The sequence below is a fragment of the Buttiauxella cochleicola genome, assembly GCF_021282405.1.
Classification (GTDB): Bacteria; Pseudomonadota; Gammaproteobacteria; order Enterobacterales; family Enterobacteriaceae; genus Buttiauxella; species Buttiauxella massiliensis.
On the sequence record NZ_JAJSOU010000012.1, the window covers coordinates 18,373 to 35,765 of the forward strand.

The following is a 17,393-nucleotide window of genomic DNA, read 5'->3' on the forward strand; positions in this document are numbered from 1 at the left end:
AGCTTAGGATTTTGCCGGCTTATCGCTGCGGTAAATAACGCAGCGGGTTGACGGATTTCCCCTTGTAACGAATTTCAAAATGTAAACGTGTTGAACTGGTTCCGGTGCTACCCATGGTAGCTATCTTCTGCCCCGCCGTGATTTCTTGTTGTTCCCGGACCAGCATTGTATCGTTATGGGCGTAGGCACTCAGGTAATCATCGTTGTGTTTAATGATGATTAGATTACCGTAACCACGCAGCGCGTTACCGGCATACACCACTCGCCCAGAGGCGGTAGCAACAACAGCCTGGCCTTTGCTGCCTGCGATATCGATCCCTTTATTGCCACCTTCGGTAGCAGAGAAGTTCTCAATAATCTTGCCTTCAGTCGGCCAGCGCCAGGTTGAAATTGGCGCGCTATCGGACGTGCTGCTGGCAGTTGGTACAGTAGTCGTAGAGCTAACCACAGGTGCCGTAACCGGTGCTGTGACGACAGTCGCAGTACCTTTATTATTCGGCAACATTTTGTTAGCACTCTGTTCACCTGAATCCTCAGAATACGTAATTACAGGTTTAGAAGCAACCACTGCGGTGGTATTTTGCACAGGTGGCGGAGCGACGCCTTGCGCGCTGGCATCAGCCGTTGTGACCGCATTTCCGCCAGTGATTGGCGTCCCAGAAGAGCTGCCCACTTGCAGAGTCTGACCTACTTCTAAGCCATACGGGGCGGGGACATTGTTGCGCTGGGCTAAGTCACGGAAATCGTTCCCGGTAATCCACGCAATATAGAAAAGAGTGTCGCCGCGTTTAACGGTATAAGTGCTGCCGCCGGCATAGCTGCCTTTCGGAATGTTCCCATACTTGCGGTTATAAACGATACGGCCGTTTTCTGTTTGAACTGGCGTTGAAACAACGGGCTGCGGCCGAGTGCGCATAGGCTGGATCTGTGGTTGCTGCTGTACAGGCTGAATTTGCGGAGTCTGGCTTTGAGTGGACATTTTCGGTGGCTGGGTAATCAGCATTCCACCAGATGAACTGCCACCGGCATTGCTGCTACCACCTACAGAACTAATAGGCGCCTGGCTGTTATTGCTGGTACAGCCAGCTAACCAAAGGCTAACCAGCGACAACGCTGCAATACGGCGTAAAGTAAAAGTTGGGCTTCCCGCGCTCATTTATCCCCCAAAAACAATCATATGCTTATGTATGAAAATACGGCAAAACTGGCGCTTAAGGCCAGCTATCAAAATTTCGCTGCGCGTTACGTTACGCCAAAACCCTTAGAAAAAAACAAGATATTTCCGGGTTATGCCAGTTCCCCCTTCACTAAGGGCACAAAACGAACGGCTTCTACCGTATCAATGACAAATTCCCCATTCTGGCGACGAATCCGTTTAAGAAACTGTCGATCTTCGCCTACAGGGAGAACTAAAATTCCGCCTTCATCCAGCTGTGCTAAGAGCTCGCTGGGAATCTCCGGCGGTGCTGCCGTAACAATAATAGCGTCAAATGGACTACGCGCATGCCAGCCCTGCCAACCATCACCGTGACGGGTTGAGATATTGTGCAGATCGAGTTGTTTTAAACGTCGCCTTGCGTGCCATTGCAGGCCTTTAATGCGTTCAACTGAACAAACATGATGCACCAGGTGCGCCAGAATGGCCGTTTGATACCCGGAACCTGTCCCGATTTCCAGCACACGGCACTCAGGAGTCAGTTCAAGTAACTCGGTCATTCTTGCAACCATATAAGGCTGCGAGATGGTTTGGCCTGAGCCAATGGGTAATGCAGTGTTTTCCCAGGCTTTGTGCTCAAACGCTTCGTCGACAAATTTTTCCCGAGGCACCTGGGCAATTGCATCAAGAACTTTTTCGTCCTTAATGCCTTGATTGCGTAGCTGTTCGAGAAGGGTTTGTACGCGTTTGCTTACCATTGCTCATCCACTCCTGACTTGCTCAACCAGTGGCTAACCACCTCACGAGCACTGTGGGCGGTTAAGTCGACATGCAAGGGCGTGACCGACACATAGCCTTCATCAACAGCGGCAAAATCGGTATCCGGACCTGCATCAAATTTGTCCCCCGGAGGCCCAATCCAATACAGGGTATTACCGCGAGGATCTTCTTGCGGAATAACTTTATCTGAAGGATGACGGCTACCACAGCGCGTGACACGAATACCCTTGATTTGATCAAGTGGCAAATCAGGCACATTGATATTTAAAATGCGCCCGGTTCGCAGCGGCTCACGCATCAGCGCTCGCAGAATCGTGCAGGTTACCGCAGCGGCGGTTTCATAATGCTCATGGCCATTAAGAGAAACGGCCAGCGCCGGAATACCTAAGTGTCGCCCTTCCATCGCCGCCGCAACGGTGCCGGAGTAGATAACGTCATCACCCAGATTTGGGCCTGCGTTGATCCCGGAAACCACCACTTCAGGCACCGGGCGCATCAAGGCATTAACGCCAAGGTAGACGCAGTCAGTCGGCGTGCCCATTTGCACGGAAATGTCGCCGTTTGCGAGAGTGAAAGTACGCAATGAAGATTCGAGCGTCAGTGAGTTTGATGCCCCACTGCGATTACGGTCGGGGGCTACCACCTGCACCTCAGCAAATTCCCTTAGTCGGGCCGCCAAAACTTGAATGCCCGGCGCGTTGACCCCGTCATCGTTACTCAAAAGTATTCTCATATTCTTTTTACAAAGCTTCTTTTATATGAATATACGAAAAAGATAAAACCACACGTTGGTCCCATGAGACGCTTACTGTCCGCGTATTTTTTATACTCAAAAAACGCTCCAACTTGTTGTTTTATCCCATTCAGCTGATTTTAGTGCACCTGTCATGAAATTGTTGCTGTTTTTGTAACATTCACAACAAACGCCAGTCTGGAGGCTACTATACAATCCTGGGTTGACTAAATCACCTTCCGTGGGCTGAGGATTGAGCTGGAAACAAGAGGTTGTGGAACTGTCAGAGACAAAATAATGCGGAATTTAAAACAAAAAAAAGCGGGTAATATCATTACCCGCCATAAATAAGTTCTACCGTTACTCAGCAATATCAGCGTAATTACCCGGTGCGTTCATTAATTCACGCACCACGCTGGTTGCGAAACTGCCGGCAGGCAGCCAGAAATTCAGCTCAACGGTGATGTCATCCCACCAGCTCCAGCTCAACTCTTTGGGCATAACCAGCATAGCGCGACGAGCCGCTTCTACACGCTCACGCACCAGCAGCGACTGTAAATCCGTTTCTCCAGCAACACACTGCTGTTCAAACTCCAGTGCGGCGTTTTGCGTGCCCCAGGAACCGTCACCCGGCAGCGGTGCAGTAATTAATAACTCACCGCTATCGACACGGTTTTGCAGCTCAGGAAGCTCTTCCGGTGTGGCAACAAACCAGCTTCCACGCCCAGCTAGTTGCAGCGCATCGCCATCGATAACCTGGTTGAAATCGGACTTTTTCAGCCTTTCGCTAACAATCTGGTTAAACATGGCGCTACGAGCTGCCGACAAATAAAAACTGCGCTTATTACGATCGCGGATCGGTGCATTACTTTGCGCCCAGCGCACGGCCTGGTGCAGGTTATTGCCTGCAATCCCAAAACGTTGGCTACCGAAATAATTCGGCACTCCACGATGCAAAATTGTATTCAAACGCTGCTCAATATCGGCGCGGTCACTCACTTCACGTAGTACCAGCGTGAAGCGATTACCTTTCAAAGCTCCCAAACGCAATTTACGGCGGTGACGGGCATATTCCAGCACCTGGCATCCTTCAAGCTCAAACCCGCTCATATCCGGCATTTCTTTGCCCGGAAGGCGTACACAGAACCACTGTTCAGTTACTGCATGCTTGTCTTTCTGCCCGGCAAAGCTCACTTCGCGGGCTGGAACCTTCAGATATTTAGCCAGCGCATCAGCAACAAAGCGGGTGTTGCAGCCATTTTTCAGGATGCGTAACAGGAGTTGCTCACCGTCACCATCCGGCCCAAAACCCAGGTCCTCGATAACCACGAAGTCCTCTGGACTGGCTTTGATTAACCCGGTGCCTTGTGGCTTTCCGTGCAGCCAGGTCAGATTCTGCATATCCATTATTTGCGCGCCTTATGCAGCAAAGCGACCGCTTCGCAAGCGATGCCTTCACCACGGCCTGTAAAACCGAGCTTCTCAGTAGTGGTCGCTTTTACGTTCACATCGTCCATATGGCAGCCGAGATCTTCGGCAATAAACACGCGCATCTGCGGGATGTGCGGAGCCATTTTTGGAGCCTGGGCAATAATCGTCACATCGACGTTACCCAATGTGTAGCCCTTCGCCTGAATACGACGCCACGCTTCGCGCAGCAATTCGCGGCTATCGGCACCTTTAAACGCCGGGTCGGTGTCCGGGAATAATTTGCCGATATCCCCCAAAGCAGCCGCCCCAAGCAGAGCATCCGTTAATGCGTGCAGAGCGACATCACCATCCGAGTGTGCAAGCAACCCCTGCTCGAAAGGCACACGTACGCCGCCAATGATGATTGGGCCTGCGCCACCAAAGGCGTGTACATCAAAACCATGTCCAATACGCATTATTCTTTCTCCGTTTGGGTTAACCGCGTGAGGTAAAACTCAGCCAGCGCCAGGTCTTCAGGACGAGTCACTTTTATATTATCGGCGCGGGCGCTAATTAATTCGGGATGGAAGCCACAATACTCAAGAGCAGAGGCTTCATCAGTGATTGAGGCATGTTCATCGAGTGCGCGCTGCAAACAGCTGCGCAGTAATTCCAGAGGGAACAGTTGAGGCGTTAAAGCGTGCCACAGGTCTTCGCGATCGACGGTATGAGCGATGAGATTTTTGCCCGGCTCTCCACGCTTCATAGTGTCACGCACAGGTGCCGCCAGAATACCGCCGATTTTGCTGGTTTCGGTAATTGCTAATAAACGCGCTAAATCGTCCTGATGCAAACACGGGCGCGCAGCATCGTGCACCAGAACCCATTGAGCACCTTGCACCACATTTAGCCCGGCAAGTACCGAGTCAGCACGCTGTGCGCCGCCGTTTATCACGGTGATATTTGGATTAGAGGCAAGGGGCAAAGAGGCAAACCAGCTATCGGTTGGACTAATGGCAATAACGACATGAGCCACGCGTGGATGAGCCATCAGACTCGCCACTGCGTGTTCAAGAATAGTTTTATCGCCGATTTTTAGATATTGCTTAGGACATTCCGTTTGCATGCGGCTGCCGATACCTGCTGCCGGCACCACGGCAATTACGTCCGGGGAGGAGTCTGCCATGTAGATTCACTTACGCTTGATTATCGATTGTTCTGCCCGGCACTGTTAGTTAAGCGCTTAGAGCTATCGGGTACCAGGCGGTAGAAAGTTTCACCCGGCTTGGTCATGCTTAATTCATTGCGTGCACGTTCTTCAATGGCTTCCTGCCCGCCATTAAGATCGTCAATTTCCGCAAACAGCTGATCGTTACGCGCTTTGAGTTTAGCGTTCGTCGCCTGCTGAGCAGTAACGTCGTCGTTCACTCGCGTGTAGTCATGTACGCCGTTTTTTCCAAACCACAGCGAATACTGCAGCCAGACCAACAAGGCCAGCAATAGCAGCGTTAGTTTACCCATCCTGCCCCCTGAAAAACGGCACAATCATCGCACAAAATTTTATCGAGCTTCGCTCTGGGCACAAGGTGGCCCTTCGTATTTGCGGCAGAATTTATCACAGAAAGCGCCAACATGCGCGTTTGCAGGTGAGTTAGCGGGCATGCAGCCATAAATAGTCTGTTACGGTTTGGCCAATATTTTAAGATTAACCCATCAGCCATAAGAATAGGATGCCGAACATCAGCGCTACGGCAAGCACCGTAGCAATGCAGCTAAAGATCAAACGGCCTCGTAGAAGAGAGTGCAGTGCAATTCCCACGACAACCGCTACAGGTAGCAAAGCGAGGAAAAATGGCCAGGTATAGAGGAAGAAAAACAGCGTGTTAGGGCCATAAATCAGGAAAGGAATACCCAGCGCTAATAGCCATGACAAAAAACCGATGAACGCGCCGGCCAATGACCAGGTTGTCTCTTCGGTACCAGGGCTTGCTTCAGCCGATGTAATTGCCATGTTAGTGCCATTGCGCATAACGATTCCGTAAACCCTGCAAGCCAGGCACGTTAGGCGCCTGGCAATGTCTTAGGTTTTGATAATAACGTCACGACGCAACAGGTCTAATAATTGGGCTATCAAATTTGTTACTAATTGTTCGCCGTCTAAGTGTATTTCCGGATTCACTGGTGCTTCATAGACTGAGTCAATTCCGGTGAAGTTACGCAGTTCGCCCGCACGGGCTTTTTTGTATAAACCTTTCGGATCGCGCGCTTCGCAGATGGAAAGTGGAGTATCAACAAACACTTCAATAAACTGCCCTTCCCCCACACGATCACGCACCATCTGGCGCTCAGCCCGATGTGGCGAAATAAAGGCGGTCAACACGACTAACCCCGCATCCACCATCAAGTTGGCAACTTCACCGACACGACGAATGTTTTCTTTACGATCGGCATCGCTGAAACCCAAATCGCTACACAAACCGTGGCGTACATTGTCACCATCAAGCAAGTAAGTGCTCACGCCAAGTTTATGCAGCGCTTCTTCCAGGGCGCCAGCAACGGTGGATTTACCCGAGCCCGAAAGCCCGGTAAACCACAGCACCGCGCCCCGGTGCTGGTGAAGACTCTCACGCTGCTCAGCTGTTACTGGATGGGCATGCCAGACGACATTCTCGTCGTGCTCAGCCATTATTTTCCTCCCAGCAAATCGCGTGCACCCCAGTGTGGGAAGTGACGGCGCACCAGCGCATTCAGTTCCAGCTCAAACGCGCTAAATGCTGACGGCTCCTGAAACACCTCTTCTTGTGGCTCACGTACCATGCCAGCGCCAACCGTCACGTTGGTCAGACGGTCGATGAAAATCAACCCGCCAGTGACCGGGTTTTCCTGGTACTTATCCAGCACCAGTGGTTCATCAAAGGTTAAATCCACCAGGCCAATACCGTTCAGCGGCAGGCTTTCCACGAGGCGCTGAGTCAGGCTGTTAATTTCGACCTGATAATGAATGTTGTCGACACGGGCACGTGTTTTCTTCCCGGCGACTTTAATGTCGTAGCTTTGCCCCGGCACCAATGGTTGTTCAGCCATCCACACCACATCGACTTTTGCCGTTTGTACTGCAGGCTGCGTATCACTGGCATCAACCAGCAGGTCGCCGCGGCTGATATCGATTTCATCTTTGAGCACCAGCGTAATAGCTTCACCCGCAGCGGCTTGTTGCAAATCTCCATCAAAAGTGACGATTCGTGCAATGGCAGACTCAACACCCGACGGCAGAACTTTAACGCGTTGCCCAACTTTCACGATGCCTGATGCCAGCGTTCCGGCATAACCACGGAAATCCAGATTTGGGCGGTTTACGTACTGCACCGGGAAACGCATCGGCTGTTGTTCAACGATACGCTTCACTTCTACCGTTTCCAGAAGCTCCAGCAGAGTTGGGCCGGTGTACCACGGCATGTTAGAGCTTTGCGTGGCAACATTGTCGCCTTCCAGTGCTGAAAGCGGTACAAAACGAATATCCAGATCCGACGGCAGTTGCTCTGCGAAAGTCAGGTAATCCTGTTTGATCTGCTCAAATGTCTCTTCGCTAAAGCTCACCAGATCCATTTTGTTAACCGCCACCACCAGGTGTTTGATCCCCAGCAGCGTGGAGATAAAACTGTGGCGGCGCGTTTGATCCAGTACGCTTTTACGCGCATCGATCAATAAGATCGCAAGATCGCACGTCGAAGCACCGGTCGCCATATTACGGGTGTACTGCTCATGCCCCGGGGTATCAGCAATAATGAATTTACGTTTTTCGGTGGAGAAATAACGGTAAGCCACATCGATAGTAATGCCCTGCTCGCGCTCGGCTTGCAGACCATCCACCAGCAATGCCAGATCCAGTTTCTCACCCTGCGTACCGTGACGTTTACTGTCGGTATGCAGCGAAGAAAGTTGGTCTTCATAAATCTGGCGCGTGTCATGTAGCAAGCGGCCAATTAGCGTACTTTTGCCGTCATCCACGCTGCCGCAGGTCAGAAAACGCAGCAGGCTTTTGTTTTGTTGTGCGTGCAGATAGGCTTCAACGCCGCCTTCATCTGCAATTTGTTGTGCAATAGTGGTGTTCATCTGGCGGCTCCTTAGAAATAACCCTGGCGTTTTTTAAGCTCCATCGAGCCTGCCTGGTCGCGGTCAATTGCCCGCCCTTGACGTTCACTGGTGGTCGAAACCAGCATCTCTTCGATGATTTCCGGCAATGTCTGCGCTTCGGATTCAACGGCGCCGGTCAGCGGCCAGCATCCCAGGGTACGGAAGCGCACCATTTTCTGCTCAATCACTTCACCAGGTTGTAAATCAATGCGGTCATCGTCAACCATCAGCAACATGCCATCGCGCTCTAGCACCGGACGCGGTGCTGCCAGATACAACGGAACGATTTCAATATTTTCCAGGAAGATGTACTGCCAGATATCCAGTTCGGTCCAGTTTGAAAGAGGGAACACGCGAATGCTCTCACCTTTATTAATCTGGCCGTTGTAGTTGTGCCACAGTTCAGGGCGCTGGTTTTTTGGATCCCAGCGGTGGAAACGGTCGCGGAACGAATAGATACGTTCTTTCGCACGGGATTTTTCTTCATCACGACGCGCGCCACCAAAGGCGGCATCAAAACCGTATTTGCTCAGCGCCTGCTTCAGCCCTTCGGTTTTCATGATGTCGGTATGTTTAGCGCTACCGTGCACGAACGGGTTGATCCCCATCGCCACGCCTTCCGGGTTTTTATGCACCAGCAGCTCAAAGCCGTAGTTCTTCGCGGTACGGTCTCGGAAGTCGTACATTTCGCGGAATTTCCAGCCGGTATCAACATGCAGCAGCGGGAAAGGAAGCGTGCCTGGGTAGAAGGCTTTACGGGCCAAATGCAACATCACCGAGGAGTCTTTACCGATGGAATACATCATCACCGGATTGGCAAATTCGGCGGCAACCTCACGGATGATATGGATGCTTTCCGCCTCCAACTGCCGCAAGTGTGTAAGTCGTTTCTGGTCCATAAACTTCCCTTAGCCGAGGTTTGGTGCGGAGGGCTATAGAACCTCCGTTTAAAAATTCATTAGGGGACTATACGTCTGTGGTTTATTTGTTATGAAATTACGAATTGGAATGAGTAGTTCCACAAAGGAATAACGCCATGGAAATGCAAATCACAAAATGTGCTGAACCAGCGATTTAACGTGGCTTTCAGAGCAATTGAAATTGTGTAACGCCCGTCACAGTTTCATACTATGCGGGCAAAAAATTTTCCTGGTTGAAGGACCTTCACTATGTTTTCCGCAATGCGCCACTCGCTAACCAGCCTGGCGTTAAGCATTTGCTGTACCTTGCCCGCAGTTGCCAGCACAACGCCAATGGGCAAAATTGCCAGTCAACAAACACGCCACATTGCTACGGTATTCCCCGGACGCATGACCGGCAGCCCCTCGGAAATGCTGGCCGCAGACTACATCAAGCAGCAATTTAGCCAGCTTGGTTACCAAAGCGATATTCGCCGCTTTAACACTCGTTATTTATACACCACCAAAGATGGCCATCAGAGCTGGCATAACGTCAGTGCAAGTTCAGTAATTGCCGCACGTGAAGGAAAAGAGCCGCAGCAAATCATCATCATGGCGCACCTCGATACCTATTCACCGCTCAGTGATAATGATGTAAATAACAATCTTGGCGGTTTAACGCTGCAAGGTGTTGATGACAATGCTTCAGGGCTGGGCGTTATGCTTGAGCTTGCAACGCGCCTGAAAGATATTCCAACGCGCTATGGCATCCGCTTTATCGCCACCAGTGGTGAAGAAATTGGCAAACTTGGTGCGGAAGATGTTCTTAAACGCATGAGTCCCAGCGAGAAGAAAAATACATTGCTGGTGATTAATCTCGATAACCTGATTGTCGGCGACAAACTCTATTTCAATAGCGGCAAATCAACACCAACTGCGGTCAGTAAACTGACGCGCGATCGTGCGTTAAAACTGGCGCGCCAGTTGAATGTTAAAGCCGCGACTAATCCAGGATTAAATGCCAAATATCCGAAAGGAACCGGTTGTTGTAGCGATGCCGACGTGTTTGATGAAGCCGGCATTCCAGTGCTTTCTGTTGAAGCAACTAACTGGTCATTGGGCAAGAAAGATGGTTATCAGCAACGAGCGAAAAGCAAAGCCTTCCCGGATGGAACCAGTTGGCATAATGGCTTAATCGATAACCAACAGTATCTGGATAAGTGGCTACCAACGCGCATCGAGAAACGCAGCCATGATGTGGTGCGTGTGATACTGCCACTGGTGAAAGAGCTGGCAAAAGCGAAGCAATAACCCTGCAAATCTAAACGGGTCGGTTCGACAAAACCGGCCTTTTAGTATGACTAATAAAAACACAATTTTGTGACCTGCCCGACTCATTTCACCTTTCATTCTGGACACAACCCGTTATCCGAAACTTAAATAGTCATACTAATAAGTGTCAGAGAGAAGGCTATGTCCACCTGGTCCCCGCTATTTATTGATAACGACGATGCCGCAGCGCTACGTATCCATTTGACGCGCAATACTCTGCTGGGCGAAACCCTGCGCCTTCAGCAACAGCTAGTTGAACAATGGCTAAATGCACCGCTGTGGGTCCCCGGGCATGGGGAAGGCGGCGGGCCGGAACACACACAGCACAAACTGAATTACCAGATGATGAATCTTGCGGGGCTTTTGTGGCTCATTACTCAGGATGCACGTTACAAAGAACGGGTGATTCAGATTCTCTGCATCTATGCCGATCGCTACCCGCAGTTGGGTGATGCCATCAGCCACGACACCAATCCGCCAGGGCGTTTATTCCACCAGACGCTTAACGAACATATGTTTTTGCTCTATGCCGCTGAAGCCTGGCACTGTGTAAAGACTGAATCGACCGCTGAACAAATCCTACATATTGAAAGCAATTTGCTGCGTCTGATGGCGTACGACGCCACGCATACTCACGCTGCAACCTTCGATATTGTGCATAACCATGGAATGTGGTCAGTCGCGGCAGTTGCGATTTGCGGGTACGTACTGGGCGATGACGAAATGGTGTTGGACTCGCTTTATGGCCTGGCCCGAGACAGTGTCAGCGGTGGCTTCTTCGCCCAGCTCGATCAACTGTTTTCATGCGATGGTTATTACATTGAAGGACTTTATTATCAGCGATTTGCTCTGCGTCCTCTCCTCTTATTAGCCGAGGCTATTTCCCACCGCCAGCCTGAACTGAATATCTGGGAATATAACCATCGCATTATTCAACACGCTTGTTACACCTTGTTTGCGCTGGCCTTCCCCGACGGTACGCTTCCGGCTTTAAATGACGCGTCAAAAACGATGGACTTACGCGATGAAGGTGCCGTTATCGCCGTCAGCCTGTGTTGGCAGCATTACGGAGCAGATGCCCGTCTGGCTGAGTTGGCTCGCTGGCAATCATACGTTTGGCCGGGGCGCGGGGCTTTATCGCTTTGCGAGTATCTGGAAAATTCGTCAGCTCAATCTTTACCCTGGCCAAGCCAGTTAGTTCGTGATGGCCAGGACGGAGAGCGTGGGGCTATCGGCGTATTGCGGGTGCGAGATAATCAGCAAGATGACAATATGGCGCTGCTGTACTGGGGCGGTCACGGTAATATTGCCGGAATGCATTCGGCGTTAAACCACGGTCATTTCGACGGCTTGCACCTGAGCCTGTTTAATCGTGGTCGCGAGTTTTTACGTGATTACGGTTTCGGTCGCTGGGTCAATATCGAACCGAAATTTGGCGGGCGCTACATTCCTGAAAACAACAGCTACTGCAAACAAACCGTCGCCCACAACACGGTGGTGGTAGATGAAGGCTGTCAGCATAATTTCGATAAAAACCAGGCCGCGTTGCACCATGGTGAAACGCACTTCTTTATCACCGATAACCCACACGGCCAGGGGATGAGCGCTTGCAGCCACGATGACTGGCCCGGCGTCAACCAGCAGCGCACCGTGTTATTACTCAATGTGCCGCAGTGCGAAAAGCCCTTGGTGCTCGATCTTTTCAGTCTGAGCAGCAGCGATAAACATCAATATGATTATTGCCTGCACGGGCGTGGACAACTGATCAACACCTCGCTACCACTGAATTACTCAAGCTCATGGCAGCCATTAGGCGATCGGAATGGCTATCAGCATTTATGGGATTGCGCCCGCAGCCCGGTTCCTGAAGGTGAAAATGGGCAACTGACCTGGCTTGATGGCGATACTTTTTACACCGCAACGGGCGCGTTGCCCCAGGGCGGCGAGCTGATTATTGCTCAGACCGGTGCTGGCGATCCGCAGTTCAATTTACGTGTTGAACCTGCGTGGTTATGGCGTACTCATGGCGACAACGTGGTATTTGCCACCACTATTGAAAGCCACGGCTATTTTGATGAAGCCAGCGAAACTTCACGCAATGCGCGCGGGCAGGTAAAACGTGTCGAAGTGCTGGAGCACGATATTGCCGCCCAGACTAAAGTTGCGGTTTATTTTGCGGAAGGTGAAGCGCTGGAAATTTGCGTCGATAACCGCCCAGGATTTGGGCAGTTTTCGGTGCAGCCTTTATAGACGGTGTTTGCTTGCCGTCATCAACGCTAAAGATGCTTCATAGGCGGCGTCACCGTCGCCAATCATAATCGCGCGATAAATGCGGTGATGATCTTCCAGGCACATACCGCCTTCTTTCGACGAGTGGCTGATAAACCACTTAAACACGGTGGTCAGCACATTGCCAAACGGGGCATAGAAGCAATTTCCCGAAGCCAGGAAAATAGCACGATGGAAGCGCGTATCCACATCCACCCACCGATCCGGGTCGAAATCTTTCGCCACGGCACACATTTCTTCATGCACACGGGAAAGCTCAATTCGCTGCTCGCTGGTCGCATTCAGCGCGGCAAGACGTGTCGCATGTGGCTCAATAACACGGCGGAACTCGAGAAACTGGTGATACATTTCCAGCGTCCCTTCCATGCCGTTCATCCACTCGAGCAACTGAACATCCAGGATATTCCAGTTATTGCGCGGGCGAACACGGGTTCCCACTTTCGGGCGAGATTCAAGCATCCCTTTAGATGACACAAGTTTGAGCGCCTCACGCAATGCCGTGCGGCTCACACCGAGCTGTTCACAAAGCTCCACTTCGCTGGGCAGAATATCCCCCGGCAAAAGTTGCCCGGAAAGAATCTTGCGGGCGATGTCGCTGGCAATAAGTCCATCCAGACCGCGTTGCGTAGTAGCAATGGTTGTGAATTGCATGCTTTTGTCATACCTGAAAAAGGGAAGGAAATTAGTGTATCACTAAACCATGTAGCCAAAAAAATTCGAGTTGCAGTCAGCACTGCTGCAACTCGAAGTACGACGGATACCTTTAAGGAGCCATCTGGCCGCCATTTACATCTAAAATCTGGCCGGTAATGTAGCCGCTCATTTTATGAGAAGCGAAGAACAGGAAGCTCGGAGCCACCTCTTCACTGCGCCCAAAACGCCCCATTGCAATCGACCCGGCAATCTTGTCACGCAGTTCCTGCGGTTTATCTTCATGGAACGCGGTATCAATGGTGCCCGGCGAAACAATGTTGAAGCGAATATTATCTTTGGTGAATTCTTTCACCCAGTTGCGATGAATGTCGTGCAACCAGGCTTTTGACGCTGCGTAAATACCTGCGCCAATGCCGCCACCTTCGCGCCCTGCAATCGAACCGGTGCTGATTACCGAGGCGGTTTCACCGCTGGTTTTTGCTGATTCACGCAGATGAGGAATCGCATATTTGGTCATCATTAATGCCGAGCGCGCGTTCAAATCCATGACGCGGTCATAGAAGTCATCGTCGATGTTCTCAAGACCTGCACGCCCACCTAAACCCCCGGCGTTATTGATAAGCACATCGAGGCCACCAAATTGTTCGACAAAAGCGCTGACCAATTGCTGACAGGCACCTGACTGGGATAAATCAGCCGGGAAATAGCAAACTTCGCCACCTAAACTGCGAAGCCTCGCAAGCTGCGGTTCCATCTCCTGCGCGGAGCGGCGGCCATTAATACCCACTTTTGCGCCGCAGCGTAAAAATGCCTCTGCTGCTGCCAAACCTACGCCTGCCGAAGCGCCAGTCACTAATACACGTTTATTCCGTAAATCAGAAAACATCGGATCACCTCTATTTGTCATTTAGTATTACAAATACTACCAACCTATCCGGGCTATGCAAAAGAAAAGCGCCCGGTAAAAGGCGCTTTTGCGAGTCAGAGCGTATCTTTCGCCTGCTGCGGGGAATCCTGCCCAACCCGGCAACTCAGGCGCAGCAAATACCCCACCAGGAATACCGATGCGGCACACGCCAGGAACAATAATCGCCCCCATAACGGGTTGGGAATAAGCACCATCAACACCAGGCCGCCGCTCATCAGCATGGTAATAAAGCCGATTTTTTCGCGTTGCTGCAGGTCAAACCCTTGCTGTTCTGAATCCTCAACCACCTCGGTTTCAATATTTTTGAAGAAGGTTTCAATCTGCTCCTTCTCTTTAGCTGAGTAAGAGGTTTCGCGGTAGAACAGTTTGGTGCAGATAAAGAAACCGCCCGTCAGCACCAGGTGAGCAATGATGTTAATGATGACGTTGATTTCGCTCAGTTCACGTTTGGTAAACTCAATTCCCAGCAACTGGCCGAGCGCTTTCGAGGTCAACACATCCATACACATCCATGACACAAAGATGCCGAATACCACGGTTCCCCACGCCGCCCAGCGCGGAGTGCGCTTGATAAACATGCCGAAGAACAGCGGCACCAGGAGTGGAGCCTGAGCAAGTGTTGAAACCGACATCATCAGGTCAAACAAACTCATGCCTTCAAGATGACTGAAGAACAGCGAAACAATAATCACCAGCAAGCCGTTCACAATGCAGAACATTTTCCCGGCAAACAGCTCCGCACGGTCACTGATCTTTTTATTACGGCAAACCACCGGCACCCAGAAACTGCGCACGAAAATGCCGCTGTTGCGGTTCAAAGCCGGGTCCATTGTCGACATGGTTGCGGCAAATAAACCGGCGACTAGCAAACCAACGGTTCCCGCAGGCATTGCCCGTTCAACAAAGCTCAAATAAATAGTGTCCGAGGCTTTATTTCCGAGAGCGGCATATTGCGCAGTGGCATCCGGGTAAAGGCTGGCAGAAACCCACGGTGGAATAAACCAAATCAGCGTCCCTACCGCCATTAATATCATGGCAAAGAAAGCGGCCTTTTGGGCATTCTTCGAGTCTTTCGCATTCAGGAAACGATAAGAGTCCTGCATGTTATTTATATTTTGCAGCTGTTTTACAATAAAGAAGATAACTGAACCTAATATCACCACTCCGTAATTCATATTCGGCCCCATAATAAAGCCGGATGGGAAGTGAGTGACCATATTTACCGGACCGCCAACGTTGACTAATGCAACAATGGCGCAGGCAATAGAAATAACCGCAACAATTAAGGTTTGAACAAAGTCTGAAGCAACCACGCCCCAGGCTCCGCTTAATAACGAGATCATTAACACCACAATACCGGTTACCCAAATCGTGACCGAAAGATCCCAGTCAAAAACGGTGCTAACAAATATCGCCAACGCATTCATCATTACGGCGCCGCTCAGAATACTCAGTGGGATAATCACCCATGTGAAGAAGTGTTCATTCTGCGAACCAAAGCGATGACGAATCACTTCAGTGGCCGTGTCTACGCGTACCTGGCGGAAACGTTTTGCAAACCATAGCCAGGAAATTCCGTATGCGATGGTATTCCCGAGGAATATTGCTGCCACCATAAAGCCATCGCTAAACGCTTTCCCGGCGGCTCCGGTAAATGTCCAGGCGCTAAACTGCGTCATAAACGCCGTCGCCCCCACCATCCACCACAACATCCTCCCACCACCACGGAAATAATCACTGGAGGATTTACTGGCCATTTTTTTAAATATAAAACTGATCAACACCATTAAGATGAAATAACCACAGATTACAGCGGTATCATAGATCATAATCGTACCCTTAGGTCAGAGGATTACCAGTTCCAGAGCGTTCCGTCTTCGAGGCGGCTAACAGGAAGATAAGATCTGACATAGGGATAATTTCCCATGACGGCTTCATCTATATCTATTCCCAAACCTGGTTTATCAGAAACCAATAGCATTCCATCCTTGAGGGGCAGTTCGTATTTAAAGATGCTATTTAATTCAGGGGTGCCAAAACCAACAAATTCCTGGATACCAAAGTTAGGTGCCCAACTATTAAGATGCAAATGGGCCATTGTGGATATGGGGGATAAATCCGGTGCACCATGCGGAGCCATACGCACATGATAAAGGTCGGCAAATGCACTGAGCTTACGCATCGGCGTTATTCCACCACCATGTGAAACTGCGGTACGGATATAATCTATCGATTGCGTTTCGATTAACTCTTTTGCATCCCAGATGGTATTAAATATTTCACCCACGGCCAGCGGCGTTGTGGTGTGCTGGCGAATAATTTGATAACCAGCCGGGTTTTCTGCCGTGACGGTGTCTTCTAAAAACAGTAAATCATACGGCTCCAGCAGTTTTCCTAACCGTGCTGCTTCTATTGGCGTCAGGCGACTATGAACATCATGCAATAAATCGATGCCGTAACCGAAACGTTCGCGAGCCGCTTTGAACAACTCAGGTATGAAATTCATGTATTTGCGCGTAGACCACGCTTGTTCCGGCGGCAACGGGCGATTACCCTGCAACTCATAGTAATTTTTCTTCCCTTCCAGCGTGCCATAAGTGCCTTTGGTGGACGGAATCGCACATTGCAGACGAATGGCTTTGTAGCCTTGTTCAATAAAATTCGCCGTGTTATCCAGCACTTCGTCGATGCTTTCACCGTTGGCATGAACATACACCGTCACGCCCTGACGGCTTTTTCCACCCAGCAGTTGCCAGACCGGTAGCCCCGCATGTTTGCCCAGAATGTCCCACAACGCCATGTCGATTGCACCGATCGCCGTCATCGTCACCGGACCTTTACGCCAGTACGCACCGCGATAAAGGTACTGCCAGATATCTTCGATATTGCGCGGATCTTTGCCGATAAGACACGGAGCAATGTGCTCTTCCAGATACGCTGCAACGGCCATTTCCCTGCCATTCAGTGTGGCGTCACCCACACCATAAATTCCTTCGTCCGTTTCAATTTTTACCGTAACAAAATTTCGTCCAGGCCGGCTCACCAGCACTTTTATACGTTCGATCTTCATAGCAACTC

General features: G+C 50.7%; 17 protein-coding genes. 2 read left to right on the plus strand and 15 right to left on the minus strand.

Annotated features, from left to right (window positions below; all coding sequences use genetic code 11):
- Nucleotides 1–19: 19 nt before the first annotated feature.
- The 11 genes from nlpD to cysD all read right to left on the minus strand — a co-directional run bounded on the left by nlpD (nucleotide 20) and on the right by cysD (nucleotide 9,112).
- A complete protein-coding gene (nlpD, locus tag LVQ79_RS16245) occupies nucleotides 20–1,156 on the minus strand; it encodes a murein hydrolase activator NlpD (RefSeq protein WP_232865716.1) in 1,137 nt (378 codons plus the stop codon).
- A 131-nt stretch (nucleotides 1,157–1,287) separates the two neighbouring features.
- Nucleotides 1,288–1,914 carry a protein-L-isoaspartate(D-aspartate) O-methyltransferase gene (locus LVQ79_RS16250; RefSeq protein ID WP_232865717.1) on the minus strand — a complete coding sequence of 209 codons (627 nt, stop codon included), beginning with the start codon at nucleotides 1,912–1,914 and terminating at the stop codon, nucleotides 1,288–1,290.
- The gene (gene surE / locus LVQ79_RS16255) at nucleotides 1,908–2,669 is read right to left on the minus strand and encodes a 5'/3'-nucleotidase SurE (protein ID WP_232865718.1); all 762 of its coding nucleotides are present in this window, start codon (nucleotides 2,667–2,669) and stop codon (nucleotides 1,908–1,910) included. The genes LVQ79_RS16250 and surE overlap by 7 nt, the downstream gene beginning before the upstream one ends.
- Before the next feature lie 360 nt (nucleotides 2,670–3,029).
- Nucleotides 3,030–4,076 (minus strand): tRNA pseudouridine(13) synthase TruD, encoded by a 1,047-nt coding sequence (gene truD / locus LVQ79_RS16260; protein ID WP_233338026.1) that lies wholly within the window; start codon nucleotides 4,074–4,076, stop codon nucleotides 3,030–3,032.
- Nucleotides 4,076–4,555: a 2-C-methyl-D-erythritol 2,4-cyclodiphosphate synthase gene (gene ispF / locus LVQ79_RS16265; protein WP_232865719.1), complete on the minus strand. Its 480-nt coding sequence runs from the start codon at nucleotides 4,553–4,555 to the stop codon at nucleotides 4,076–4,078. Before ispF ends, truD begins: the two co-directional genes overlap by 1 nt.
- Nucleotides 4,555–5,265, minus strand: coding sequence for a 2-C-methyl-D-erythritol 4-phosphate cytidylyltransferase (gene ispD, locus LVQ79_RS16270; protein WP_232865720.1), 711 nt, complete (start codon nucleotides 5,263–5,265; stop codon nucleotides 4,555–4,557). The genes ispF and ispD overlap by 1 nt, the downstream gene beginning before the upstream one ends.
- Nucleotides 5,266–5,285: 20 nt before the next feature.
- A complete protein-coding gene (gene ftsB / locus LVQ79_RS16275) occupies nucleotides 5,286–5,600 on the minus strand; it encodes a cell division protein FtsB (protein WP_151995048.1) in 315 nt (104 codons plus the stop codon).
- Between the two features lie 184 nt (nucleotides 5,601–5,784).
- Nucleotides 5,785–6,108: a DUF3561 family protein gene (locus LVQ79_RS16280; RefSeq protein ID WP_232865721.1), complete on the minus strand. Its 324-nt coding sequence runs from the start codon at nucleotides 6,106–6,108 to the stop codon at nucleotides 5,785–5,787.
- Nucleotides 6,109–6,159: 51 nt separating this feature from the next.
- Nucleotides 6,160–6,765 (minus strand): adenylyl-sulfate kinase, encoded by a 606-nt coding sequence (gene cysC, locus LVQ79_RS16285; protein WP_232865722.1) that lies wholly within the window; start codon nucleotides 6,763–6,765, stop codon nucleotides 6,160–6,162.
- Nucleotides 6,765–8,192, minus strand: a complete 1,428-nt coding sequence (cysN, locus tag LVQ79_RS16290; protein WP_232865723.1) for a sulfate adenylyltransferase subunit CysN — start codon at nucleotides 8,190–8,192, stop codon at nucleotides 6,765–6,767. Before cysN ends, cysC begins: the two co-directional genes overlap by 1 nt.
- 11 nt (nucleotides 8,193–8,203) lie before the next feature.
- Nucleotides 8,204–9,112, minus strand: a complete 909-nt coding sequence (gene cysD, locus LVQ79_RS16295; RefSeq protein ID WP_034497961.1) for a sulfate adenylyltransferase subunit CysD — start codon at nucleotides 9,110–9,112, stop codon at nucleotides 8,204–8,206.
- 270 nt (nucleotides 9,113–9,382) lie between these two features.
- Between cysD and LVQ79_RS16300 the strand changes: the two genes are divergently transcribed.
- Both LVQ79_RS16300 and LVQ79_RS16305 read left to right on the plus strand, forming a co-directional pair.
- Nucleotides 9,383–10,423, plus strand: coding sequence for an aminopeptidase (locus LVQ79_RS16300; protein WP_232865724.1), 1,041 nt, complete (start codon nucleotides 9,383–9,385; stop codon nucleotides 10,421–10,423).
- Nucleotides 10,424–10,585: 162 nt separating this feature from the next.
- Entirely contained in the window at nucleotides 10,586–12,694 is a 2,109-nt protein-coding gene (locus tag LVQ79_RS16305; RefSeq protein ID WP_232865725.1) for a heparinase II/III domain-containing protein, read from the plus strand.
- Here LVQ79_RS16305 and LVQ79_RS16310 read toward each other — a convergent pair.
- The 4 genes from LVQ79_RS16310 to manD all read right to left on the minus strand — a co-directional run bounded on the left by LVQ79_RS16310 (nucleotide 12,689) and on the right by manD (nucleotide 17,385).
- Nucleotides 12,689–13,384, minus strand: coding sequence for a FadR/GntR family transcriptional regulator (locus LVQ79_RS16310; protein ID WP_232865726.1), 696 nt, complete (start codon nucleotides 13,382–13,384; stop codon nucleotides 12,689–12,691). The genes LVQ79_RS16305 and LVQ79_RS16310 overlap by 6 nt on opposite strands.
- A gap of 112 nt (nucleotides 13,385–13,496) precedes the next feature.
- Nucleotides 13,497–14,273 carry an SDR family NAD(P)-dependent oxidoreductase gene (locus LVQ79_RS16315; protein ID WP_232865727.1) on the minus strand — a complete coding sequence of 259 codons (777 nt, stop codon included), beginning with the start codon at nucleotides 14,271–14,273 and terminating at the stop codon, nucleotides 13,497–13,499.
- 95 nt (nucleotides 14,274–14,368) lie between these two features.
- A complete protein-coding gene (locus LVQ79_RS16320; RefSeq protein WP_232865728.1) occupies nucleotides 14,369–16,144 on the minus strand; it encodes a sodium:solute symporter family transporter in 1,776 nt (591 codons plus the stop codon).
- A 23-nt stretch (nucleotides 16,145–16,167) separates the two neighbouring features.
- Nucleotides 16,168–17,385 (minus strand): D-mannonate dehydratase ManD, encoded by a 1,218-nt coding sequence (gene manD / locus LVQ79_RS16325; protein ID WP_232865729.1) that lies wholly within the window; start codon nucleotides 17,383–17,385, stop codon nucleotides 16,168–16,170.
- Nucleotides 17,386–17,393: the final 8 nt, after the last annotated feature.